Source organism: Agrobacterium sp., from assembly GCF_032092815.1.
In the GTDB taxonomy this organism is placed as follows: Bacteria; Pseudomonadota; Alphaproteobacteria; order Rhizobiales; family Rhizobiaceae; genus Agrobacterium.
This window is the reverse complement of sequence record NZ_DAMDBP010000008.1, coordinates 42511-59461: the sequence shown is the minus strand read 5'-3', so window position 1 is coordinate 59461 and position 16951 is coordinate 42511. Positions and strand designations below refer to the sequence as shown.

The window sequence follows — 16951 nt, the reverse complement described above, 5'->3', positions numbered from 1 at the left end:
TGCGGCAGATTGCCTGACGCAAATCAGTATTGATATTCGTCGTAAATCGGTGCGACCGACTGAGCCCAACGACCGTTGTAAGCAGCAAGCATATCTTCTGCCAAGGTTGTTTTTTTGGCGATCACTTCATCCAGTGTCGACAGGAAAACGGTCTCGTCCTGCCCTTCGGAGTTAAGACGATTGCGGTTTTTCAGGCCAAGATGGGAAATTTTCAGCACTTCCTTGCCAATATCCAGCAGACTGTGGCCAGCAATGTTTGCCTTGAGTGCTTTTACCGGAACTTCGTCACGCAAAGCGTTTACCTGATCGACAGTCCAGTTGGCGGTCAGTTCATCGGCAGCAGACAGAGCCTGGTCATCATACAGCAATCCAACCCAGAAGGCGGGCAGGGCACAGATCCGGCGCCATGGGCCACCATCGGCACCACGCATTTCAAGGAAGCGCTTGAGGCGAACATCAGGAAACAGCGTGGACAAGTGGTTGGTCCAGTCACCCAGCGTCGGTTCCCAGTCGGTGATTTCGCCCTTCAGCGCACCATTCATGAACTGGCGGAATGTGATGTGGGTGCAATTGTGATATTTGCCATCCCGCACGACGAAATACATCGGCACATCAAGCGCCCATTCGACATAATGTGCGAAAGCGAAATCGTCAGCGAATGTGAAGGGCAGAATGCCGGCACGGTTGTTGTCGGTGTCGCGCCAGATATCGCCACGCCAGGAAAGCTGGCCGTTCGGTTTGCCCTCGGTAAAGGGCGATGATGCAAACAGCGCGGTCGCCAGAGACTGCAACTTCATGCTGACACGCATCTTGCGCCGCATGTCGGCTTCGGACGAAAAGTCCAGGTTCACCTGAATGGTGCAGGTCCGGTACATCATGTCCAAACCCTTGCTGCCGACCTTCGGCATGTAGTCGGTCATGATTGCGTAGCGGGATTTTGGCATGCGTGGCGTTTCGGCAAAGCTCCAAGATGGTGTGCCACCCATGCCGAGGAAGCGGATACCCAGAGGCTCAGCAATGTCGCGCAGCAGGGAAAGGTGCTGGTTGGACTCTTTGCAGGTCTCATGGATGTTTTCCAGCGGTGCACCGGAAAGCTCGAACTGACCGCCCGGCTCGATGGAAATCGCGCCCATGCCGGTCGGTTCGGCCAGACCAATGATGTTTTCACCATCCATGATCGGTTCCCAGCCAAGCCGGGACTCCATGCCTTTCAGCAGGGCTGAAATGCTCGCGTCGCCGAAATAAGGCACAGGCTTATGGCTGTCGCGGAAGAAAACGAATTTCTCGTGTTCCGTCCCGATGCGGAATTTTTCAACCGGCTTGCAGCCGCCTGCCAGATAATCTGTCAGTTCCTGTTTCGATGAGATCGGAGTCTGATCGGTGGTATCGCGAGCCATTGATGTAACCTTACTGCGCAACGTCTGTCTGTCATTCAAAAAGCCAGATAGGGCGGGACGATAGCCTCTGCAAATGAATTTCTTTCAATCATGGATTAATGCCGTCGATCAGCATCATCCGGATTGATTATTGCCAATCGCCAATGCTTGCCTGAATAACCGCAAGTGCCGCGACAGCTGCGGTGTCTGCCCGCAAAATGCGCGGCCCAAGCGGGATCGGTGTCACGCTTTCGTGATTGCGCAGCAACTGTCGTTCTTCTTCCGAAAAACCGCCTTCCGGACCGATCAGCAACGCAAGCTCGCGATCCTTGATGCGCGATAACACGGGAAGAGGGTTCTGGCCCTCATCCCCTTCATCACAATAGATAATACGGCGCGACGATGGCCACGTATCCAGGAGATCACGCAGTTTCATGGGCTGCCGGACCTCTGGTATAGCGAGAATGCCGCATTGTTCGGATGCTTCGATTGCGTTGGCCTGCAGGCGGTCCAGATTGGTGATCTTGCCTTGCACATGCTGTGTCATCACGGGCTGCAGCACACCGGCGCCCATTTCGACAGCCTTTTGGATCAGGTAGTCGATACGGCCCACCTTCAAGGGGGCGAAAAGATAATGCAGATCGCATGGGGCAGGCTGGGGCCTTGTCAGTTCCTGCGGCACCAGAACGATTTTCTTTTTAGAGGGAAATGCCAGTCGAGCTTTCCACTCACCGTCGCGGCCGTTGAAGATCAGCACTTCTGCGCCATCGGCCATGCGCAGCACATTGGCCAGATAGTTGAATTGTTCACTGCTGGTGGCAATGCCGGTGCCGAGGATAATCGGGTCCTCGACATAAAGTCGCTGCATACGAAAATTGGCGCGCATTTTTGCTCTTGTTGTTCTGTTACATGAAGAGCCGGAACATAACCCAATAAAGGCCCGCTGCAAGGGCAGCGCTGGCCGGAACGGTGATCATCCAGGCGGCAATGATGGTCATGAAGTGGGAACGGCGCACCAGATAACGGCGACGCAATTCCACCGTGTCGGTTTCAAAGACATTGGTGGATGGAGCACGGGCAGGCTGAGCCCGGACAGCCATTTTACGCCGTGCGGAATTGCGGGTGTACCATTCACGGAAGAAGCCAACACCGAATACCGCGCCGACAGCCGTATGGGTGGTGCTTACAGGCATGCCGAACCAGGAAGCGAGAAGCACGGTCAGTGCCGTGGCAAGCGACACGCAAAAGGCGCGCATCGGGTTCAGTTTGGTGATCTGTTCACCCACCAGCCGGATCAGTCGTGGCCCAAACAGTAGAATACCGCAAGACAAACCCAGGGCACCAATCAACATGACCCACATGGGCACGTTGACGTCAGCGCTCACGGAATGGCTGCGTACGGTTTGAACAATAGCTGCAAGTGGGCCAACGGCGTTCGAGACGTCATTTGCACCATGGGAAAATGACAGGAGGGCCGCAGAGAAAATCAGCGGTATCTGAAAAAGCTGGCGTAGCGACTGGTTCCGGTTTTCCAGTCCGATAGATTGCCTTTTGACAAGCGGAGCGCTGACCAACCAGGTCAGAACTGCACAACCAAGCCCAACAAGTAGAGCGCCATACAATGAAACATACAGGATTTGCTGCAGGCCAATGAAGGCGAGATAGGTTGCAAAAACGCCGGCCATGATGGCGGAGAGAATGGGCACCCAGAAACGGGCAGCCGCAACCTTTTCCGTGCGGTAGATGATAAATTCCTTGATAAAGGCAAGGAAGCCGATAGCGACGGCACCGGCCAGAAGTGGCGAAATCATCCAGCCTGCGGCAATCCCGGCCATGGAAAACCAGTCAACCGCGCTTAGTCCAGACGCAGCGATGCCAGCACCTGCAACACCGCCAACAATCGCATGTGTTGTTGAAATCGGCGCTTTAAGCCATGTTGCAAGATTGATCCACAAAGCCGCAGCGAGCAGTGCAGACATCATCGTCCACACGAGAACATCGCTGTCCGTAATCGCAGAGGCGTCGATAATACCGTTTGAGATCGTCTGCACAACTTTGCCGCCGGCGAGCAAAGCGCCTGCGATTTCGCATATTGCCGCCATCACAAGAGCGGCAGTCATGCTGATGGCTTTGGCACCGACGGCAGGACCGACATTGTTGGTCACATCGTTGGCGCCGATGTTTACCGCCATATACGCGCCAATGGCTGCGGCAGCGACAATGATCCAGACCTCCGGAGTATCACTGACGGACGCACCAGCAAAGAAACCTGCAACGATCAGGAACAGCGTTGCCGTAGCGTAATTGGCAAACTGCCGCGCGATATAGTGCGTTGCAGCCTCGACATTGGTTATCTTGTCGAGGTCCTTGTCGAGGGTACGTTTTGTCAGGTCTGGCTGCTCCATAGCCATCGTCACCTTTTGTCCGGGTATCCTTTCATCCGTGGTTCAGGCGGCTTAAGGGAGGGTGTAAAATTCATGATAACGCGCGACCTACGAACGGACGCAGGTTTGTGGCGCTTGTTATCCTATGATGGAAAATATCGGTTAGTTTATGGAAACCACAAAAGCAACATCAGGAGGCGTGAAACTCACGCCAGTTATCAAGTCTTTGCAGGGTTTGTGGTGGCAACACGTTTGCCGAAGAAACGGATGAGTGCCTTCAGATCAGGCTCGTTCACACGGCTTGCCGCTTCCTCAACAGAAACCCATTCCAGTTTGCGGCTGTTCTTCTCGGGGAAGTTCTTGACCAGATCTTCCACCTCAAGCGCATGCACCTGCACTCTGCACAACACATTCATGCCATTGGACAGCTTCTTCTGATACTCGAAGAACCCGAGAATTTCCTTCTCGACCTTGCCCTTTACACCAGCCTCTTCGTAAGCCTCCTGTGCCGCAACCGTATGCGCCTGCTTGCCCTCCATGGGCCAGCCCTTGGGGATAACCCAGCGTCCAGTATCCCGGCTCGTCAGCAACAGGATTTCCACCTCGCCCTGCTTTTTCTTGATGCGATAACACAAAGCCGCGTATTGCTGGCGCGGTGGGCGCCGCAGCATCAGATAAACGTCTTTGGTCAATCGGCTAAGCAGGTTCAATAACGGAGTTTCCTTCCATCTCGGCTCACAGAAATATAAGCAATTTAGAATATTACGTTTGAATCATGAAAATATAATGATTCTGTATAGTCTGCGCCCGAAAAAGCACCGTCAATATCCTGTTTGCGCCACGACAATGGCGCTCCACTGGTATTTTGTGGTGAGGATTTTAGGGCTGCTGAGCCAGCCAGTGGGTCAGACCCTGAACGACCCCGTCGGCCATCGGCAAATCAGCGATCATCCCCCGGTCATTATTGTCGCCGAGTTCTCGCAGTTCATCCAGGGCATTGGCGACAATAATGCCGCGCGCACCGGGAATTTCAAACATCGCGCGATCATTGCCAGTATCACCGGCAACAATGATGTTTTCCGCTGTAATGCCTAGTGATTTGGCAAGCCAGAGCGCCGCAAACCCCTTGTTGGCATTGCGGGGCAACACATCGAGATCACGGCCGCTTGAGTAAACGATTTGTGCCTGTAGCCCCTGAGCGTCAAGATCCTGCTGGATCGCATGCAGAGCATCTTGGGTGGAATTGTGCAAGTACCAGCTTGATTTCAGTGCGTGCTGGTATTGGTCAGGCTGTTTTTGGACGCCAGCTATCCGAGAAATGACCCTTTCCACAGCGCGGTCGTCAAAACCGTGAGCAATAGCAGAGCTGAACATGTCGGAAATGCCTGTGTCTGCCTTATTGTACAGCATTGTTCCAACGCCACCGATGATGAAATCTGGCTCCGGCAGCCCGGTTTGGTCAATCAGTTCTATCTGGTCTTCCACCAGACGGCCGCTATTGTAAACCAGAACGGGACGAATGGCGTCCGGCAACGATTGCCAGAACCGCGCGAAGCGAAGGGTCGCCTCGGAATTTCCAACAACCGTGCCATCCAGATCAGTCGAAAAAAGCCGCATCAGTCGCCGTCGTTCCACGGTTCGGCCCAGTCTGCTTCTTCAAGAACTGGCATCATCGTGCGTCCTTCCACCAGTGCAAGCAATTGCTGGGCAATACCGGTCCAGGTGAACAGACTGCGTGCCTTGTGCGCACCCATACGCGACAGGCGACCATAAAGCCGTTCATGTTTGAACGGTTTCATCATGGTGATGCCAAGATCTTCCTTATCGAACGGATCGGCAAACAGCGCATGGCGGCCATAGCTGACAGCCCGGAACAACCCGCCATGAATGGTCACCACCGTTGGAGTACCGCTGGCCATGGCCTCAATCGCGGTCATGCCGAATGGTTCATAGCGGCTCGACAAGACGAAAAGATCGGCAGCGCGGTACATATCGGGTAGGTCTTCATCGGATACGTAACCGGAAAACACCACCTTGTCCTGCAGACCAAGATCATCCACCCGGCGTTTGAGCTGGGTCAAGATGGTGGTTTCGTTTGCATCCATGTTCTCGCCGCCGACGGCCAGATGCAGACGAGCTTGTGGTTCACGCTCAGCCAGCACGGAAAACCCGTCAATCAACAGGTCGTAACCCTTGTTGGTGGCCAGACGGCCAAGGGCAAGAACGGTTTTGCCTTCAAAGCCGAAACGGTTTCGCAACATTTGCCGTGATGCCTCCGACACGGGAAAGAACCTGTTGTCGTCATATCCAGGCGGGATCATGTGCACTTGCTTGCGCTTGAGATTGTAGTCCTCAAGCAGCATGTCCAATTGCACCGGCGTTGTGGCGATCACCAAATCACAACTGCGATAGATGATCAGCTCGTGCTGGATGCGTTCCTTGAAGTTGAACTCCAGTTCAAAACTGTCTGCCTTTTCCGGGTAGTCGGTTTCCATCTGGCGCTTTTTCCAGATGCCGAGCGAGTGCGGCGTGTGCAAGTGTGGCACCTTGAGCGCTTCGGAGAGCCGCTGACCGGCCACGCCGGCATCCCAATAATGGCTATTGATGAAGGAATAGGTGAGGTTATTTTTCTTGATAAACCTCAGCGCATTTTCACACCATTCCATGAGATGGCGGTGCAGATACTCCTTGGGAATGAAGTCGTCGCCGCCGCAAGGAATGCGCACTACGCGCACGCGCTCATCAACCTCATCGAATTCAGGCTGGTCTTCAAAGCGTCTTGTATAGAGGTCTACTGTATAGCCGAGCTGGCCAAGTTTACGTGCAAGTTCAAGAACATAAACAACCTGGCCTCCGGTATCGGCTGCGCCGAGAGGCGGATGAGCGGCTACATAGCCATGTGTCGAAACCAGAGCAATCCTTGGATAGCGGTCATGATCAGTCATGAGAAATATATATCCATCTTGGTATAAATTTTCAACTAATGAATGCAAATGCGACTTCGTTGAAAAAGTTCCACAAAAATGACGCAATTTCTAGTTTTTTTTGTGTTGTGCTGTAATGTGCCTGCCGTTACCGCTCCCAGTAGGGAACAGGCGCATAAAGCGCGGTCAGGTAATCGATGAACATGCGCACCTTGGCAGGCAACAGCTTGCGACTGGAATAAACAGCAGACAGCGACACGTTTTTCGAGCCTTCATAATCGGGCAAAACCTGCACCAGTGTGCCATCCCGCAATTCCTGGCCAATATCCCAGGTGGAACGTAGCGCAATACCAAGACCTGCAATCACTGCCTCACGGATCACTTCACTGGAATTTGTGATCAGCATTCCATCTGGGCGGATGGTAAAGGCACCGTCCGGCCCCTCCAGTCGCCAGCTGTCATTGTTATGGGCCGGCAGGCATCGGTGATTTTGCAGTTCGGAAATCGTTGTCGGCATGCCGTGGTTTTCAACATAACTGCGGGAGGCGCAAAGCAGGCGACGGACCGGTGCCAGACGTTTTGCCACGAGGCTTGAATCGTTGAGGTCGGCAATACGGATTGCCAAGTCAAAACTGCCGGCGACCAGATCGGTAAATTCGTCGCTTAACACCAGATTGATGGCAAGAGCCGGATTGGCATCCATGAACGCCCTGAGATGCGGCGCAATATGCATGCGTCCGAACGAGGTCGGAGCGGAGATTTTCAAAGTGCCTGAAATGGCATTGGCCCGTCCGGCAACAAAATCTTCGGCTTCACCGATGCTGACAAGAATACCCTGTACCCTCTCGTGAAAACCTTGTCCTGCCTCGGTCAATGAAATCTGGCGGGTGGTCCGCTGGAATAGCCGTACACCGAGACGTTCCTCCAATCGCTTGATGCGTTTGGAAATTACGGCAGGAGAATATCCCAGCGATCGTGCCGCTTCCGACATGCTGCCGCAGCTTGCGACGAGATTGAAAATTTCCAGATCACCAAGATTGGTCAAAATCTTTTCCATTTATGCCAGAACTGTCATCAATTCTGTAGCAGTTCGCACCCTTCAAGTCATGGGGCTGGGCATAGGTTCCATGCTGGTCAATCTGGTAAAATTCCAAACACGTCCTAAATGTTGAATATGGAAGTGAATGTTATGAATAGCGGAGGTATTTCATGGCAGACCCTATGTCCAACGGACCGGTGCGTCCCCCAAGCGAAAATTGGCTTGAGCCGGGGAAAACCAACATCCAGCTTGTTTATATCCTGTATCTGCTGAGCTTCGTTGTCGGCATCACCAGCATTATCGGGGTGGTTATTGCCTATCTGAACAAGTCGAAGGCAACCGGCTGGATGCAGTCGCATTACATCTGGGCCATCCGCACGTTCTGGATCGGCATTCTCTATGGCTTCATTTCGCTGATGTTGACAGTGGTTTTCATCGGTTTTCTGGGCATGCTGGCCACCATCATCTGGGTGGTTGTCCGCTGTGTTGTGGGACTGCAGAAAGCCGGCAATCAGCAACCGATCGATGATCCGAACAAATGGTTGATCTGAGGGTCATTCAGCTGCCGACAAGCTGAATAGCCATGACAGGGTACCAAACACCCTGTCATGGCTGATTGATCAGCCGCCGAAAATGGTTCGCAGAATATCGATGCCGCGATCGTTGAACGACACATTACCCTGCTTGTTGCCAGGGCCGACAACAATCACTTTTGTGCCGATACCGGCTCGGGCATAGAGGTGTTCGACATCCTTGTTCATCATGCGGATACAGCCGGAAGACATGTTCTGGCCGATCGTCCATGGCTGGTTCGTGCCATGGATGCGGAAAATCGTGTCTCGTCCACCCTGATAGAGGTACAGCGCGCGTGCGCCGAGCGGATTGTCTTCGCCGCCCTTTTGTACTGCTGGCAAAATGCGCCCCTTTGCGGCTTCACGACGGCGCATTTCTGCTGGTGGGGTCCATGTTGGCCATTCGGCCTTGCGGCCAACTTTCACAACACCTGACCAGCCGAAACCATCGCGGCCAACGCCGATGCCGTAGCGGGTCGCGCGGTTTTTACTTTCAACGAAATAGAGAAACTTGTTGTTGGTATCGACTATGATCGTGCCGGGCGTCTCGCTGGTGGAGAGACGTACAACGCGGCGCTTGTATTTTTCGTCGACCTGTTTTTTTTGAATGGCAACTGGCTGTATGTCGGTATTAACAGCTGGTTTGAGTGTTCTGCCAACCAGCGGCGCTGCTTGCGTTGCTGGTACGGAAACTGCAGCAAATGCTGCCATCCCCATGGCAGATACAAGAATATCTCTGCGATTCATCTATGGTCCCCTCACACCTGAAACGGGGTAAAGTTAGCCAAGCTGTCGATGAACGCAAGTCTTGAAGTACATATATTCCGGCAATACTCACTGTACTGCCGGAATATCCTGTTTCATGATTGGCTTTAAAGCCTTACATGACGATAACCTTGGTGCCGACATTGACGCGTTCATAGAGGTCGGTCACGTCTTCATTGCGCATGCGAATACACCCGGAAGAATTGTTGCTGCCGATGGTCCAAGGCTGGTTCGTGCCATGAATACGGTAAAGCGTCGAGCCCAGATACATGGCGCGTGCGCCCATCGGGTTTTGCGGTCCACCTTCCATGAAGGCCGGCAAATAATGCCCCTTTGCGGCTTCACGCGTGATCATTTCTTTCGGAGGCGTCCAGCTTGGCCATTCCGCCTTGCGGGTAACCTTGTGGGTGCCGGCCCATTCAAAGCCGGGCTTGCCTACACCAACACCGTAGCGACGGGCCTTGCCATCTGCCATCACCAGATAGAGAAACCGGTTCGGCGTATCGATGACGATTGTGCCGGCCGGTTGTTGGGTCTGATAGGACACGATCTGTGGCAGGAACTGCGGCGCGATCTGTGCCTTGGCCGGTGAGTTTGGTCGTACGGCAACCTGCTGAACACCCGCAGGGCGCTGGCTGGTTACACCATTATACTGGCGTGTTGGGCGCACGTTCACGGCCTGCTGGCGCCGATAAATCGGCTGGCGAACGGTCTGACGTTGCTGCACCACAACCGGCCTTGTATTGCCCCCGCCAAGCTGCATCAGCCAGGGTGCAGAAAGATCTGGGCTGACGATCACCGGAGGGCGCTCGCGGTAGCGGTCATTGGCCACCGCGGCGGAAGAAAAAACGGATACAAGGCTTAATGCCAGACATAGAGACTTCATCGTCATCAGATCTACTCGTTACATGCACCGAAACATGCATCGACGTTCGCACTTTCGAACAAGCGAATGGTAAATGGCCGTTCATTAAAACCGGCGGCATCGTGGAAACCTTGTCGTAAGGTTACTGCCGGGTTTTGAAACAGGGTGAATCAATGGTAATTCCATGCTGATTTGCATTAAGGGCGGTATCAGATGAGTGAAAATGGTCTTCAGACAGGTCCGGATGGACAGTTGCGCTGCTCCTGGCATCAGGGACTTGAAGATTACCGCCACTATCATGACGAGGAATGGGGAAAGCCGGTTGTCGATGATATCAGGCTGTTTGAAAAAATCTGTCTTGAAGGGTTTCAGTCCGGTCTGTCCTGGCTGACGATCCTGCGTAAGCGTGAGGCTTTCCGCGCAGCGTTCAACGGTTTCGATTTCACAACTGTTGCGCAGTTCACCGACGCGGATATTGATCGCTGCCTGGCCGACAAGGGCATTGTGCGCCACCGAGGCAAGATTGTCTCGACCATCAACAATGCCCGCCGTGCCGTGGAACTGAAGCAGGAGTTCGGCACGCTTGCCCAGTATTTCTGGTCTTTCGAACCGGGTGCTGACGAACGGCCTGCTGTCATGGATTACCAGACCTTAAGGGCAAATCCCACATCGCTAACGTCGGTCAGATTGTCGAAGGACCTGAAAAAACGCGGCTGGACATTTGTCGGCCCAACCACGGTCTATGCCTTCATGCAGGCCATGGGCATGGTCAACGACCATATCGAAGGTTGTTATTGCCGGGCACGGGTTGAAAAGCTCAGGACGGAGTTTGTGCGTCCGTGAACCGCCAATTGAAAAAGCGCCAGTTCATTGCCCTGCTGATGGCGTCTTGCCTGGCTCCGGCAATTGCCTTTGCGCAGCAAGAGCAGCCATTTTGGCTCAATCCCGGTGAGGTCCTGAAAACCATCGGTCCGCTGACAGGTGATGCATTGCGCACCAGCGGCTGGACACGACAGGGCCGAGGCAACGTCTACCGCCTGGACGTCAAAGCTGGCGACGCCTTGCGCATTACCCTGGCATCATCCAGTGAGTTTTTGAACTTCGCGGTTTTTGACATGGCTGACCCAGACGATGACGCGATCTTTTTCAGTGATGCCGGCGTGAAGATGACGACCTTGACGGCTGAGAAGGACACCTGGTGGCTGATCCGCCCCATTCTTATCCTAAGTGCACCGCGTCGTGGTCTGGGCGCGCATTACGATCTCACCATCGAAAAACTGTAGGTCTATCGCTCGGAACCGACGAACGTCCAGCGTAAGGAATGCGCCATCTCTGGCGCATCCCCGTATTCAGGGGTTAGTGACCTTTGCTTTTCAGCCACTCTTTCATCATGGCGATTTCGCCTTCCTGTGCCTTGATGACCTCTTCCGCCAATTTGCGGATTTCAGGGTCCTTGCCGTATTCAAGCTGAATACGGGCCATGTCGATGGCGCCCTGATGATGCGGGATCATGCCGCGCACAAAATCCACATCGGCATCACCGGTAAATTCCAGCGACATGTCGCTATGCATTTTGTCGTTCGCTTCCATGAAGGCCTTGGTCGACGGGCTTACTTCGGTCTGCGCAGCTGCGCCGTGACCGGCATGGCTGTTGGCGTCCTGGGCCCAAGTCTGGCCAGCAAACATCGCAGCGAACGCTGCTGTGATAAGAAGTGTTTTGGTCATAGCTATTAAGTCCTGATTTTATCTTGTTTCAGGTTGAGCGGATAATCCGCAGTTTTGAACTGTCTGGATGAGCAATCAGGATCGGGGAGGAGGGATCGGCGGTGCCGAACCGGACGTCAGGAACACAGTGCCAAAATCCGGTGCCGGATAGGCAAAGACCTGTTTTCCGCTGTCGAAAATAATCATGTTGGGCGCAATGGTCAGGCAGGCGGTGCAAAAGCCGCTATGTTTCATGTCGCCACGATGCGGGCAGGGCTCACCTTTGTTTGCCATCTGCTGTTGATGGGCGTGCGCCTCACCGGTTTGGTTATGATTGGCCTTTTGATGCGCTGCATGCGCTCCGTCCGAGGCCGCCATGTCCTGCATGGCGGTGCGCATCGACATTGGTTCAATGAGAAAAGCAGACTGTGCGGGAATGGACCCGTAAAACAGCCATGCCAAAATCATCAATGTCTTCGCTGCAAATCGCATGCTTCACGTTAAAGCGCGTGGATCAGCGCACGTCAACCGCAATGACCTTGTGCACCACCTTGTAGTCGCGGCTTTCCTCACCCAGCGGCACCACAGGCCACACCCAGTCTGAAACGGGCGCTGGCGGTGTCACACCATACAGTAAATCCACGGTTTCATGGGTGTTTCCGTTGCGATCGATCACCGTGTAATCGATGTCGGTTAGCAGGCAAACGGCGCAGGGCAAGTGCTCCAGCCCATCCATATGTGCCTTGATCAATTTTGGGAGAACATCCTGCTGCATATCTTCCATCCCGTGTTTGGAGAGACGGTCGCGCGCACCAGTACCGATCTGTGACAGCACGTTGGCCGACACAACGAAATCGAGATAGGGCACCAACCGCAGGAACCCGAGCGGTTCGCAGGGACGATCTTGCGTTGCATTCTCATAACCCGAGAGATCGCGGTAAACGAAGCGCAAGTTTTTCAGTTTGCGGAACAATTGTTCCATTTTCACGCTGGCCGGGTGGACGAGATCGATCAACACAACGGTGTCGAACAGTCGACAGAGCTCTCTGACCGGTACATCGCGCCACAGGCCAGAACCCAGCACGACCGCTGTGCGTCGTTGTTTCAGTTTTGCGGCGCGACCCAGAATGCTGCGTTTGCAGTTTTCTTCATGCACCTTCCAGTCCTGTGTGCAGCGTTTGGCACGCGCCCACAGGTTTATGCTGTAACGAATATGGGGCCGGAATTCACGCGGCGTGACGGCGAACGTGGCAGCATAATGGATGGCTTCGAGAATCATGATGCCTTTATCGGTTTTTTGCGCGCTATTGGAAAGACCATGCCAGGCGGGCCGCGCTCTTGACTGAGCGCGGCACAGCACATCAGGCGCGCTGAGGTGCCACGAGAGTCCCGACGATCCTGCGCACCAGTGGCAACACAAGCAGAAGGGTCGGGAAAGCAACCATCCACGACAGACCCCATGCCGACATCCATTCCTGCACGGAGAAATTGGCGATGCCGACGGCCTTGAGAGTAGAGATCAGTGACACGATAAAGGTCATGATGATGGACAGGATTAAAGGTGTCAGGAGCACACCATATATCGCTGGTAAGCGTGACAGTTTCATTAAAGCTTCGCTTTCTGGAAAATCGTCTTCATGGATAGCACCTTTGTCAGCGCCCTCCGCAAAGCCGAAGGGTGAGGTGCGTTGCTTGACGTCAGACGCTTACGGTTGCTGATTGCAACGTCCAAGCGATTAACAAATGGTCTGACGCTTCGCAAGCGCCAAGGTGGCGAGAGCGACCTAGACAAAAGCAGGTTGCAGATGATCCTGTCTGGTGCTGCCCAGCCATCACGAAATCAGATCGGGCGCAACGCGCCTGATTTATCGGCCGCTTGCCTGTTTCCGCTCGCCATATTGGTCGTGTTCGTGCTTGCCGCATGCAGTTCGATCCTCTAATAACCGGCATTATCTTGAAGAAAGCCGGAACGGTAAAATGAGTGAAAAGCAGAAGAAACCGCAGAAACTGAAAGCACGCTTGCCGCGTGGATTTGTGGACCGTTCGGCTGCCGACATTCATGCCACCAACGAGATGGTGGAAAAAATCCGCAAGGTCTACGAGCTTTACGGCTTTGACCCCATCGAAACGCCGCTCTTTGAATATACAGATGCGCTCGGCAAGTTCTTGCCAGACAGCGATCGTCCGAATGAAGGCGTGTTTTCGCTGCAGGATGACGATGAGCAGTGGATGAGCCTGCGCTACGATCTGACCGCGCCTCTGGCCCGTCACGTTGCCGAGAATTTCAACGAAATTCAGCTGCCATTCCGCACCTATCGCGCTGGTTACGTGTTCCGCAACGAAAAGCCAGGTCCTGGCCGTTTCCGCCAGTTCATGCAGTTCGATGCCGATACGGTTGGCGCTGCCGGTGTGCAGGCCGATGCTGAAATGTGCATGATGATGGCTGATACGCTGGAAGCGCTGGGCATCAAGCGGGGCGACTATGTGATCCGCGTCAACAACCGCAAGGTCCTTGATGGCGTGATGGAAGCGCTGGGACTTGGTGGCGATGAGAATGCAGCCCGCCGTCTCAACGTTCTGCGTGCCATCGACAAGCTGGACAAGTTCGGTCCGGAAGGTGTGAAACTGTTGCTCGGTCCAGGCCGCAAGGATGAGTCCGGCGACTTCACCAAGGGTGCAGGCCTTGATGATGCACAGATCGAAAAGGTTCTGTTCTTCGTCGGTATCAAGAATTACGCAGAAAGTGCTGCTGATCTGGCGGCCCTCGTTGCTGGCACCTCCAAGGGTGAAGAAGGTGTCGAGGAACTCAACATCATCGGCGCACTGGTTGCCGGTGCCGGTTATGATGAAAGCCGCATCAAGATCGATCCGTCTGTCGTGCGTGGTCTCGAATATTATACCGGCCCGGTTTACGAGGCTGAGCTGACCTTCGACGTCACCAATGAAAAGGGTGACAAGGTCGTGTTTGGTTCGGTCGGTGGTGGTGGCCGTTACGACGGTCTGGTCTCGCGCTTCATGGGCCAACCGGTTCCCGCAACCGGTTTCTCCATCGGCGTGTCGCGTCTGATGACGGCGCTGAAAAACCTTGGCAAGCTTGGCCAGCAGAAGCCGCTGGCACCTGTGCTGATCACTGTCATGGACGGTGATGTCGAGAGCATGGGCCGCTACCAGCGTTTTACGCAGGCACTACGCGCGGAAGGCATTCGTGCTGAAATGTATCAGGGCAACTGGAAGAAGTTCGGCAACCAGCTGAAATATGCCGATCGTCTCGGCTCTCCGATCGCCATCATTCAGGGTGGTGACGAGCGTGCGCAGGGTGTTGTCCAGATCAAGGATCTGATCGAAGGCAAGCGCCTGTCTGGTGAGATCGAGGACAATGCGACATGGCGTGAAGCCCGTGTAGCGCAGGAAACCGTGCCGGAGGCCGAACTCGTTGCCAAGGTAAAGGAAATTCTGGCCGCACAGGCTGAAGACCGGAAGCGGGCAGGGTAACATGCCTTTCATCGATATGCCGGAATTTGCCGGCGAACTGCTGGATGAATTTGCCAAGCGCAAGACAGTGCGCATCGATACGCCTGTTATCCAGCCCGCCGAACCGTTTCTGGACATGGCGGGCGAAGATTTGCGCCGCCGTATTTTTCTGACCGAAAGCGAAACCGGCGCAAGCCTTTGCCTGCGCCCGGAATTCACCATTCCCGTCTGCCTCCGCCACATTCAAACGGCAACTGGGACACCGAAGCGTTATGCCTATATGGGGCAGGTGTTTCGCCAGCGCCGGGAAGGTGCCAACGAGTTTTACCAGGCTGGTATCGAAGACCTGGGCGACGCAGATATCGCAGCATCTGACGCCCGCGCCATCGTCGATGCAACGTCGGTTCTGAACCGGCTTTTACCATCACAGGCGCTGTCGATAACACTGGGCGACCAAAAGGTATTCGAAGCGGTTGTTGCAGCTCTTGGCCTGCCATCGGGCTGGCAAAAGCGCCTTGTTCAGGCCTTCGGCAACACCCAGCAGCTGGAAGCATTACTTGAGGGACTGATCAATCCAAAACCGGTAACGGGACTGGATTCCAGAGTGGCCGGTCTGCTTGCCTCTGGCGATGAGGCGGAACTTGTCGGTTACATCGACACGGTCATGCAGCAGACGGGTTATTCCACCAATGCCAGCCGTGCACCGGCTGAAATTGCCCGGCGTCTGCGCGAAAAGCTGGCACTGGCCGCAACACGCCTGTCGGACTACAACTTCAATACGTTGAAGACATTCCTGTCATTGCAGGCGCCGCTATCCGGTGCATCTGAAGCGCTTGCCGCTTTTGCACAGGAGGCCGGTTTGCAGCTGGGTGCAGCTCTTTCGACCTTTGATGGTCGCGTTGCTGCGCTGGCAAATTCGGGGGGCGATCTGAATGTTATCCAGTATAAGGCAGCCTTTGGTCGTCCGCTCGATTATTACACAGGGCTGGTGTTCGAAATCAGCAAAACCGGCAGTTCAGACGTGCTGGCAGGCGGCGGCCGTTTCGACAGGTTGATGACGCTGCTCGGCGCGACGGATCGTATTCCTGCCGTTGGTTTCTCCCTATGGCTGGATCGAATTGAAATGGCGAGGGCTTCCAAATGACCATCACCATTGGACTGCCCTCCAAGGGCCGCATGAAAGAAGAATCCTCGGCTATCCTTGAACGGGCTGGCATGAAGATTTCTGCCATCGGCAATGATCGTTCCTACCGCGCCCGTGTCGAAGGACGCGACGACATCGAGATCGCCTATCTCTCAGCATCGGAAATTGCTCGGGAAATTGGTAACGGCACCGTAGACTTCGGCGTAACGGGCGAAGACCTCGTGCGCGAAGGATTGGATAATGCCGACGGTCGCGTCGAGTTTTGTGCGCGCCTCGGTTTCGGCCACGCGGATGTTGTTGTTGCGGTGCCGGAAATCTGGCTCGATGTCGATAGCATGGCAGATCTGGGTGACGTCGCGGCTGAATTTCGCGCTCGCCACGGGCGCCGTTTGGCCATTGCCACAAAGTACTGGCGCCTGACGCAGCAGTATTTTTCTGGCAGCCACGGTATCCAGCTTTATCGCATTGTCGAAAGCCTTGGTGCCACCGAAGGCGCACCGGCTGCAGGTCAGGCCGATATCATCGTTGATATCACCTCGACCGGCTCGACGCTGAAGGCAAACCATCTCAAGATCTTGTCGGACGGTGTCATCCTGCGGTCCGAAGCCTGCTTTGTGCGGGCGCGCAAGCCCGAACACGAGGGCGACGCTGTGGTGAAAGACATCATCGCGCGCGTACAGTCCGCCGTTTAGACTGTCGGTTTTTCG

General features: G+C 54.7%; 19 protein-coding genes. 6 read left to right on the top strand and 13 right to left on the bottom strand.

From position 1 onward, the window contains the following. Positions 1-23: 23 nt before the first annotated feature. The 7 genes from RT613_RS06455 to RT613_RS06425 all read right to left on the bottom strand — a co-directional run bounded on the left by RT613_RS06455 (position 24) and on the right by RT613_RS06425 (position 7729). Entirely contained in the window at positions 24-1397 is a 1374-nt protein-coding gene (locus tag RT613_RS06455; RefSeq protein WP_313613903.1) for a glutamate--cysteine ligase, read from the bottom strand. A 127-nt stretch (positions 1398-1524) separates the two neighbouring features. Continuing rightward, positions 1525-2262: a 16S rRNA (uracil(1498)-N(3))-methyltransferase gene (locus RT613_RS06450; protein ID WP_313613902.1), complete on the bottom strand. Its 738-nt coding sequence runs from the start codon at positions 2260-2262 to the stop codon at positions 1525-1527. 19 nt (positions 2263-2281) lie between these two features. After that, entirely contained in the window at positions 2282-3787 is a 1506-nt protein-coding gene (locus RT613_RS06445) for an inorganic phosphate transporter (RefSeq protein WP_313614051.1), read from the bottom strand. 191 nt (positions 3788-3978) lie between these two features. Continuing rightward, positions 3979-4470 carry an NUDIX hydrolase gene (locus tag RT613_RS06440; RefSeq protein ID WP_313613901.1) on the bottom strand — a complete coding sequence of 164 codons (492 nt, stop codon included), beginning with the start codon at positions 4468-4470 and terminating at the stop codon, positions 3979-3981. Between the two features lie 169 nt (positions 4471-4639). Further along, the gene (locus tag RT613_RS06435) at positions 4640-5377 is read right to left on the bottom strand and encodes an HAD-IIB family hydrolase (protein WP_313613899.1); all 738 of its coding nucleotides are present in this window, start codon (positions 5375-5377) and stop codon (positions 4640-4642) included. Further along, positions 5377-6705: a glycosyltransferase family 1 protein gene (locus RT613_RS06430; RefSeq protein ID WP_313613897.1), complete on the bottom strand. Its 1329-nt coding sequence runs from the start codon at positions 6703-6705 to the stop codon at positions 5377-5379. The genes RT613_RS06435 and RT613_RS06430 overlap by 1 nt, the downstream gene beginning before the upstream one ends. Positions 6706-6832: 127 nt before the next feature. After that, positions 6833-7729 (bottom strand): LysR family transcriptional regulator, encoded by an 897-nt coding sequence (locus RT613_RS06425; RefSeq protein WP_313613895.1) that lies wholly within the window; start codon positions 7727-7729, stop codon positions 6833-6835. A gap of 164 nt (positions 7730-7893) precedes the next feature. Here RT613_RS06425 and RT613_RS06420 point away from each other — a divergent pair, with 164 nt between their 5' ends. Continuing rightward, positions 7894-8274, top strand: coding sequence for a DUF4870 family protein (locus tag RT613_RS06420; RefSeq protein WP_313613894.1), 381 nt, complete (start codon positions 7894-7896; stop codon positions 8272-8274). A gap of 69 nt (positions 8275-8343) precedes the next feature. On the opposite strand, the gene RT613_RS06415 is transcribed toward RT613_RS06420, so the two are convergent. After that, entirely contained in the window at positions 8344-9042 is a 699-nt protein-coding gene (locus RT613_RS06415; RefSeq protein WP_313613893.1) for a L,D-transpeptidase, read from the bottom strand. Between the two features lie 133 nt (positions 9043-9175). Continuing rightward, positions 9176-9952, bottom strand: a complete 777-nt coding sequence (locus RT613_RS06410; protein WP_313613892.1) for a L,D-transpeptidase — start codon at positions 9950-9952, stop codon at positions 9176-9178. Between the two features lie 186 nt (positions 9953-10138). Between RT613_RS06410 and RT613_RS06405 the strand changes: the two genes are divergently transcribed. Next, on the top strand, positions 10139-10768 hold the full coding sequence (locus RT613_RS06405; protein WP_313613891.1) for a DNA-3-methyladenine glycosylase I: 630 nt from the start codon (positions 10139-10141) through the stop codon (positions 10766-10768). After that, the gene (locus tag RT613_RS06400; RefSeq protein ID WP_313613889.1) at positions 10765-11208 is read left to right on the top strand and encodes a hypothetical protein; all 444 of its coding nucleotides are present in this window, start codon (positions 10765-10767) and stop codon (positions 11206-11208) included. Before RT613_RS06405 ends, RT613_RS06400 begins: the two co-directional genes overlap by 4 nt. Positions 11209-11281: 73 nt before the next feature. Here the strand turns inward: RT613_RS06400 and RT613_RS06395 are convergent, their stop codons facing one another. The 4 genes from RT613_RS06395 to RT613_RS06380 all read right to left on the bottom strand — a co-directional run bounded on the left by RT613_RS06395 (position 11282) and on the right by RT613_RS06380 (position 13236). After that, positions 11282-11650 (bottom strand): DUF305 domain-containing protein, encoded by a 369-nt coding sequence (locus RT613_RS06395; RefSeq protein ID WP_313613887.1) that lies wholly within the window; start codon positions 11648-11650, stop codon positions 11282-11284. A 75-nt stretch (positions 11651-11725) separates the two neighbouring features. Next, on the bottom strand, positions 11726-12028 hold the full coding sequence (locus tag RT613_RS06390; protein WP_313613886.1) for a hypothetical protein: 303 nt from the start codon (positions 12026-12028) through the stop codon (positions 11726-11728). A gap of 115 nt (positions 12029-12143) precedes the next feature. Further along, positions 12144-12908: a hypothetical protein gene (locus RT613_RS06385; RefSeq protein ID WP_313613884.1), complete on the bottom strand. Its 765-nt coding sequence runs from the start codon at positions 12906-12908 to the stop codon at positions 12144-12146. An 82-nt stretch (positions 12909-12990) separates the two neighbouring features. Further along, positions 12991-13236 carry a DUF2798 domain-containing protein gene (locus RT613_RS06380; protein ID WP_313613882.1) on the bottom strand — a complete coding sequence of 82 codons (246 nt, stop codon included), beginning with the start codon at positions 13234-13236 and terminating at the stop codon, positions 12991-12993. 370 nt (positions 13237-13606) lie between these two features. Between RT613_RS06380 and hisS the strand changes: the two genes are divergently transcribed. The 3 genes from hisS to hisG are packed head-to-tail and all read left to right on the top strand — an operon-like array spanning position 13607 to position 16936. Then, positions 13607-15121, top strand: a complete 1515-nt coding sequence (gene hisS / locus RT613_RS06375; protein ID WP_313613880.1) for a histidine--tRNA ligase — start codon at positions 13607-13609, stop codon at positions 15119-15121. A 1-nt stretch (position 15122) separates the two neighbouring features. Then, positions 15123-16244, top strand: coding sequence for an ATP phosphoribosyltransferase regulatory subunit (locus tag RT613_RS06370; RefSeq protein WP_313613879.1), 1122 nt, complete (start codon positions 15123-15125; stop codon positions 16242-16244). Beyond that, positions 16241-16936, top strand: coding sequence for an ATP phosphoribosyltransferase (gene hisG, locus RT613_RS06365; protein WP_313613877.1), 696 nt, complete (start codon positions 16241-16243; stop codon positions 16934-16936). Before RT613_RS06370 ends, hisG begins: the two co-directional genes overlap by 4 nt. The last annotated feature ends 15 nt before the right edge of the window (positions 16937-16951 follow it).

Bases quoted from the DNA above. Each gene is read 5' to 3' on its own strand.
- RT613_RS06455 (WP_313613903.1), bottom strand. From the start codon at position 1,397: ATGGCTCGCGATACCACCGATCAGACTCCGATCTCATCGAAACAGGAA.
- RT613_RS06450 (WP_313613902.1), bottom strand. From the start codon at position 2,262: ATGCGCGCCAATTTTCGTATGCAGCGACTTTATGTCGAGGACCCGATT.
- RT613_RS06445 (WP_313614051.1), bottom strand. From the start codon at position 3,787: ATGGCTATGGAGCAGCCAGACCTGACAAAACGTACCCTCGACAAGGAC.
- RT613_RS06435 (WP_313613899.1), bottom strand. From the start codon at position 5,377: ATGCGGCTTTTTTCGACTGATCTGGATGGCACGGTTGTTGGAAATTCC.
- RT613_RS06430 (WP_313613897.1), bottom strand. From the start codon at position 6,705: ATGACTGATCATGACCGCTATCCAAGGATTGCTCTGGTTTCGACACAT.
- RT613_RS06420 (WP_313613894.1), top strand. From the start codon at position 7,894: ATGGCAGACCCTATGTCCAACGGACCGGTGCGTCCCCCAAGCGAAAAT.
- RT613_RS06415 (WP_313613893.1), bottom strand. From the start codon at position 9,042: ATGAATCGCAGAGATATTCTTGTATCTGCCATGGGGATGGCAGCATTT.
- RT613_RS06410 (WP_313613892.1), bottom strand. From the start codon at position 9,952: ATGACGATGAAGTCTCTATGTCTGGCATTAAGCCTTGTATCCGTTTTT.
- RT613_RS06405 (WP_313613891.1), top strand. From the start codon at position 10,139: ATGAGTGAAAATGGTCTTCAGACAGGTCCGGATGGACAGTTGCGCTGC.
- RT613_RS06395 (WP_313613887.1), bottom strand. From the start codon at position 11,650: ATGACCAAAACACTTCTTATCACAGCAGCGTTCGCTGCGATGTTTGCT.
- RT613_RS06390 (WP_313613886.1), bottom strand. From the start codon at position 12,028: ATGCGCACCGCCATGCAGGACATGGCGGCCTCGGACGGAGCGCATGCA.
- RT613_RS06385 (WP_313613884.1), bottom strand. From the start codon at position 12,908: ATGATTCTCGAAGCCATCCATTATGCTGCCACGTTCGCCGTCACGCCG.
- RT613_RS06380 (WP_313613882.1), bottom strand. From the start codon at position 13,236: ATGAAACTGTCACGCTTACCAGCGATATATGGTGTGCTCCTGACACCT.
- hisS (WP_313613880.1), top strand. From the start codon at position 13,607: ATGAGTGAAAAGCAGAAGAAACCGCAGAAACTGAAAGCACGCTTGCCG.
- RT613_RS06370 (WP_313613879.1), top strand. From the start codon at position 15,123: ATGCCTTTCATCGATATGCCGGAATTTGCCGGCGAACTGCTGGATGAA.
- hisG (WP_313613877.1), top strand. From the start codon at position 16,241: ATGACCATCACCATTGGACTGCCCTCCAAGGGCCGCATGAAAGAAGAA.